The organism is Faecousia intestinalis (genome assembly GCF_040096185.1).
Taxonomy (GTDB): domain Bacteria; phylum Bacillota; class Clostridia; order Oscillospirales; family Oscillospiraceae; genus JAZOXB01.
In genome coordinates this window covers 22,462-28,461 of the sequence record NZ_JBBMFF010000237.1, presented here as the reverse complement: position 1 = coordinate 28,461, position 6,000 = coordinate 22,462, and the positions used below count along the sequence as shown (strand labels likewise).

The 6,000-nt window shown below is 48.3% G+C and carries 6 protein-coding genes; 3 read left to right on the top strand and 3 right to left on the bottom strand.

Going from position 1 to position 6,000, the window contains the following annotated elements; genetic code table 11:
* Positions 1-1,274 (bottom strand): helix-turn-helix domain-containing protein (locus WMO66_RS09855; protein WP_349136274.1); only part of this gene is annotated, 1,274 nt, incomplete at its 3' end.
* A 66-nt stretch (positions 1,275-1,340) separates the two neighbouring features.
* Positions 1,341-1,592: a hypothetical protein gene (locus tag WMO66_RS09850; RefSeq protein ID WP_349136273.1), complete on the bottom strand. Its 252-nt coding sequence runs from the start codon at positions 1,590-1,592 to the stop codon at positions 1,341-1,343.
* A 269-nt stretch (positions 1,593-1,861) separates the two neighbouring features.
* On the opposite strand from WMO66_RS09850, the gene WMO66_RS09845 reads away from it, so the two are divergent.
* From WMO66_RS09845 to WMO66_RS09835, 3 genes are all read left to right on the top strand, one after another.
* Complete coding sequence (locus tag WMO66_RS09845) at positions 1,862-3,085, top strand: ATP-binding protein (RefSeq protein WP_349136272.1); 1,224 nt, start codon at positions 1,862-1,864, stop codon at positions 3,083-3,085.
* Positions 3,086-3,413: 328 nt separating this feature from the next.
* Positions 3,414-4,112, top strand: a complete 699-nt coding sequence (locus WMO66_RS09840; protein WP_349136270.1) for a DUF3990 domain-containing protein — start codon at positions 3,414-3,416, stop codon at positions 4,110-4,112.
* The gene (locus WMO66_RS09835) at positions 4,078-4,725 is read left to right on the top strand and encodes a helix-turn-helix domain-containing protein (protein WP_349136269.1); all 648 of its coding nucleotides are present in this window, start codon (positions 4,078-4,080) and stop codon (positions 4,723-4,725) included. Before WMO66_RS09840 ends, WMO66_RS09835 begins: the two co-directional genes overlap by 35 nt.
* Positions 4,726-4,891: 166 nt before the next feature.
* Here WMO66_RS09835 and WMO66_RS09830 read toward each other — a convergent pair whose 3' ends face one another.
* Positions 4,892-5,359, bottom strand: a complete 468-nt coding sequence (locus WMO66_RS09830) for a hypothetical protein (RefSeq protein ID WP_349136267.1) — start codon at positions 5,357-5,359, stop codon at positions 4,892-4,894.
* Positions 5,360-6,000 lie beyond the last annotated feature (641 nt).

The following is a 6,000-nucleotide window of genomic DNA, read 5'->3' as shown; positions in this document are numbered from 1 at the left end:
TTGAAGTCCACCATTCGCCGCAGCTGCGCTTTCTGCTTTGCACCCATTACCTCTTTGCACACATCCTCATAGGAAATGCGGTAGGGATTGGAACGGGTCTTTGCGTACGCACGCAGGTTCTTGAAATCGTCCGGCATCGCGTAGTTGAACAGCGACACGCCGTTATCGAAGACGGGCGCAGGGGCGATAATTTCGCCCGTGTGATTGTTCCGCAGCAAGCCGAAATTGCCGAAGTGTCTGTCCTCGTTGTAAATCAGGGCGTCGAAAACCAGCATACTGCAAAGCTGCTCGTAGAACTCGTCGCCCAAGGTCTTGTAATAATCAAGGCAGGCTTTCAGCGTCGTCTTGCGGAGAATACGCCCGATAGGGACGAAAGAGGTATCAATATCCGTGAACAGCCGGCACTTGGAGGCAAGGATACCTTTCCAGTTTTCCAAGTCGTACTGTACGCAGCCGATGCCCATTTTGTCTGCGATCTGACAGGCATAATACTCGCTGTACGGCTCGTTTCCGGTGTTCGCAGCGCCCTCCGTGCCGCCCTTATACAGATAGATGCCGTCATCCTCCACGAACCGCCAAGCCTTCCGCAGCATACCGTTGGTAGTCAGCTCCGGCGAGGTGGAGAATGCCTCCCGGCTGCCGCCCACACCGGTATAAGCCACCAGCGACAGCGCTTCGGAGAAGCGGTTTTCATAGAAGTTATAATCGGCATACTTGCCGTCAAAGTCGGCGGGGACGACCCAATAGCTGTCGTTGAGGGACAGCCCCATACAGACATCCATGATGCCCTTCGTGCTATTTACGCTCAGCCCCAGCGTCTTTAAGATCTCGTCTACAAACTGCCGGTTCTTCGGGATCACCCGCCGTTCCAGCCACTTCACAACGCCCCCGTTTGTCAGCTCCAAGTCGAGGGGAAGCAGCTTTTGCTTTGCCGTTTCGGTGTGAAGAATGGTCGCCTGCAAGCCCTCCAAGCCTCTTTCCTCCAGCGTGAAGGTCAGCAGTGTTTCATCATAAAGGCGCAGGCTATATACTTTTTCTATTGTGCTGCTCCTTTCCTCAAGCATTACGGACACATCCTTGTCAAGTGCCTCTGCGATCTTGAGCATCAGGTCAAGGGAGAGGTTTTGCGTTCCTTTTTCGATGCGGCAGATATTGGAACGCTGAGTTCCGATGCGCTTTGCAAGCTGCTCCTGCGACAATCCTTTTTCCAGTCTTGCCTGCGTCAGCTTCTGCACGATGCTCTGCCTTGCCGCCAACAGTTCCTTTTCGGTCATACAAAACCCTCCCTTCCGATCCATTATAATGTTATCATATATGATAACGATTGTCAAGAGGCTCGGCTACCTTTCCAAGTCCCTCGGTTTCTTTTCGGGCGGCTTATCACCCTCATCGGGTTCACCGCCGACGATCTCGTTCTCACGCTTATCCACATTGAGCAGGGCATTGAGTTCATTCATCAGGTCGAAAACACGCATATCAAGGATCTGCTTCAGGGAACGGAAGCCCAAATCGCAAAAGTAATCAGCGACGACCCGATCATCTTTTTCGAGCCACTTTGTCGAGCTGGGGTTGATGTTTATTTTGTTGTTCATGTGAATCACTCCTACCGGGTTTTATGAGATTGCCCTCTCACTTTCTCTTTGCCGAATTTTTTTGCGATTTTCCCGCTGCTTTTACTAATTTTCTAAAATATTTTGGCTCAGCTTCACGAACTGGCCAACAAAATGGCGTAAACGCCCTGCGGCAGCACTGAACAAAAGAAAATTTCAAGTCCGCAATGTGTATATTCTCTTGACCAGGCGGGAATGTTATGATAAAATATGATTAACCGTAGATTTTCCTTAAAATCAGGAGGCGCGTTATGGCATACATTACACGGGAGCTTGAGCGCAAGTTCTTAAAGCTCAATGATTTTTTCAAGGTTATCCTTGTTACGGGCGCAAGGCAGGTCGGCAAAACGACGATGTTAAAGCACCTTGCAGGGAGCGACAGGACCTATGTCACGATGGACAATACAATGGCAAGAGATCTCGCACAGTCTGACCCCGTGCTGTTCTTTCAGACCTATAAGCCGCCGATCCTTATTGATGAGGTGCAGAAAGCGCCGGAGCTGTTCGAGCAAATCAAAATCATTTGTGATGAGAGTGACGAAAAAGGCCTCATTTGGCTGACCGGTTCGCAGCAGTACAATATGATGAAACGAGTACGCGAGACGCTCGCCGGAAGAATCGGCATTTTGGAGCTGTACAGCTTGTCCGCAAGAGAAAAAGCAGGACTTGTGTTTGACACAGATTTGGATTTCTCTCTCGCCACCTTGCAGGCAAGGCAGCGTAAACTTCCCAAAAATGATGTGATTCAAGTTTTCAATCACATTTGGGAAGGCGGTATGCCTCAGGTGCAGGGTGTGGACGACGAACTCCGGCTGGAATATTTCAATTCCTATGTTGACACCTACTTGATGCGTGATGCTACCGAAGCCGGCGGCATCACCGACACCGTTCGTTTCCGCAGATTTCTTGTGGGCTGTGCTTCTCTTGTTTCGGAGCAGGTCAATTATTCCACATTGGCTGAATCTGCCGACATTGCACCGAGTACCGCGAAAGAGTGGCTGAAAATTCTCGTTGGGTTGAACATCATCTATCTGTTAGCCCCCTATTCCAACAATGAGCTCAAACGCCTCAGCAAAACACCGAAGCTGTATTTCTGCGACACAGGACTATGTGCGTATCTTTCCATGTGGCTAACGCCGGATACGCTGCGAAACGGCGCTGCAAGCGGCCATTACTACGAGAACTATGTTGTGATGGAGCTGGTCAAGAACTACGCCTACGCAAAGTCCAAGGTGAACCTCACCTACTTTCGGGATTCCAATGCAAAGGAAATTGATGTGTTCGTTGAGGAAAACAATGTCATTCATCCGTTGGAAATCAAAAAGAGTGCAGCGCCCGACCGACGGGAGATCAAAAAGTACAGCGTAATTGACAAGGCTTCTTTGATCCGTGGAAACGGCGGCATCATCTGTATGTGCCAGGAGCCGATCCCGATTGATGCGGATAACTGTTTTATTCCGAGCAACCTAATCTAATCTGTATCCAAGCACCTGCTTCGGCAGGTGCTTTTTACGCATTGCCCAGAATGCTTTTCAGCTTCCTCAGCGCGTGATCTCTTCTGCGGTAAATGTAAATCACTCCTACCGGGTTTTATGAGATTGCCTTCTCACTTTCTCTTTGCCGAATTTTTTTGCGAGATTCCCACAGTTTTTTGCTCGTTTCCAAAATATTTTTCGGAAACAGAAGAATTTGGAGGGAGGCGGCATATTCCTCGGATTGAATTCTCATACCCTATTGACAAAACTATCATCAGGATGATATAATGCGGTTGTATCATTACAATGATAACGGAGGCTTCATATTATGAGCATCATTCAACTGCTTCATGGAACCGACCACATCATAGAGGTTCCGGATATTCATATCGGTAATCCGCACAACGACTATGGCATGGGTTTCTACTGTACTCGCGTCGATGAAATGGCTCGTGAGTGGGCCTGCAAAAAGAACGCAGACGGTTTTGTCAACAGCTACGACTTTGACACGGAAGGGCTGAAGTTGCTGAATCTGTTGGACGGAACGCATACGGTCCTGAACTGGATGGCTCTTCTGCTTCAGTTCCGCACCTTCAAGCTGGACTCCGAAGTTGCCGTTGATGCAAGGGACTATCTTATTGACCACTATTCAATTGATTTAACCGGCTACGATGTTGTGATCGGCTATCGGGCAGACGATTCCTATTTCCAGTATGCTGAGTCCTTCGTATCCAACACCTTACCGCTCCGGAGTTTGAACAGGGCTCTGAAGCTGGGCAAGCTCGGTGAGCAGACGGTTGTTATTTCTCAAAAAGGCTTTGATCGGCTGCACTTCGTAAATGCTTATCCCGTCAGCAAGAGCGTCTATTACCCCAAGTTCTTGGATAGAGATACCAAAGCGAGGGATACTTACCGTAAAGAGATCAAGAAAAGCAAGTCTTACCGGGACGACATCTTCGTGCTGGATATCTTGAGGGAGGAGATGGTTGGCGATGACCCACGCATACAGCGAATCTTATTTGAATAATGCCAAGGATCGTCTTTCCTCTTTCTTCGACTATGCAATCAACGACTGCAAATTAAAACCGGATTGGATCACAGCACTCTTCATCAATACCGGCTACGCCGAACAATTTGAACGAGGCAACCCCGCCTATGTCGCAGGGATGTCCGGTGTTGAGCTGGCCCGTGCGGTCATCACAAAGGCATACGGTCCAAAGGAGCTGCCAGCACCAACCAACGCAGAGGACTGCTCCCCTGAATATTGGCCCGGTTGGGCAGTTGCAGAGTACCAATGGTTTACCGGCCGTCGTTTCAAGGACATCTTTGAGCGCATTCCACTTTCCAAGATCATTGGGATGTATTCCGTTTACCACGAGATGGACATTACAAGTTTCATCGATACCATGGAGGAACTCTATAAAGCAGCGGAAGGCGATTCCAACCTGAAACGCATCCGTGAAAACCGAGGCTTATCTCAAGCAGAGCTTGCAGAGCAGTCCGGCGTGAATCTGCGCAACATTCAGATGTACGAACAACGGGTCAATAGCATTGACAAGGCGCAGGCAAACATCCTCTACAAGTTGTCCCGTGTTCTCGGCTGCAATGTGGAAGACCTATTGGAAAACCCCATGATGTGATTTCATTCCTGCACCTGCTTCGGCAGGTGCATTTTCTATGTCAAAGCAGTCGTATCGTTCCTATTTAACCTACGCATTTCCTAAAATTTTCTTAAACGCCTTCAGTGCATCATCCCTTTTTCTATAGATACTCGTCTTGGGCATTGCGTATTTTTCCACAAGCTCCTTAACCGGTATTGGGGATTCTGTGAAGAAAAAAATCCTGGATGATGGCTCGTTCTTCCGGGGTCAACATTTTCAGTGCAGTTCTGACCCGCTCGATGTCCATGCGCTGCATGACCGACGCCTCTACATTGCACTCTGTATCTTCGAGAACATCTTCTCCGTAAATTTCAGACTCTTGAAAGGTCATGGTGCTGTAAGACATGACTTGGAACGGTGTTTCGGCGTCTCGGCTTCGGATGTAATGCTTGCGATGGCAATCCTTTTTCAACTCTTTGCTGACTTTTTCATTGCACTCCATGAAAATGATAGAGTCGTCTTCACTGCAAGCCTCAAACTTTCCAAAGACGATTTCCCGATTCTTGCCTTCATCCGTTTCTCTCCATGCCGCATACTGGCGATAATCCATGATCAGCCAATTGTCCTGTGCTTCAATCGTGGGGTCCTTCTTTACCGAAAATGTTCTTTTCATTACTGTGATCTCCTTTGAATTTTTGAATTTGGGTAAAAGTCAAAAATTCGGAGATCACGGGTATTCAGCGATATAACAGAGCCACTTATTTAGCATCGAAAAAGGCTTCCTTTCAGAGATTTCTCTGCCGGAAGCCCTTGGTTGGTTGTTCTTGCCGAAAATAAGAAGCCACCGGCAAGACAGGGTAAGCCTATGGCTTACTGTCTTGTCGGTGGCCTCTCATATCTGCATAGCAAGTTTGGTTTAACCAACCGAAGTGTTCAAAGCAAGTGACCTGGAGATGGAATTACGCAGTCTGTTTCACCTCAACCATTCCGTCGTTTTGCCGTATTAAGTTAATAGTACCGGGCTTGCCCTTCCGGGGCATAGAGGTCAATCTTGTCGTGTCGGCGTCCTTTCTGGACTCGAACCGCTACGGTTCCGCACCTTTTGCACTCATACTTGATTTTCCCCTCATCATTTCTATATCCGTAAAGCAATGCTCCACAGTTGGAGCAATACATCGGTATAGGTGTCCAATTATCATTTGTCACGCACATCACCTCATTAAATTTCTTGACACTTTCGTGGAAAAAGTTTCAGCCCGAAAGCGTTGTCCACAACACATCACGATCTATATTCACAAGCCGTTTTGTTTGGTG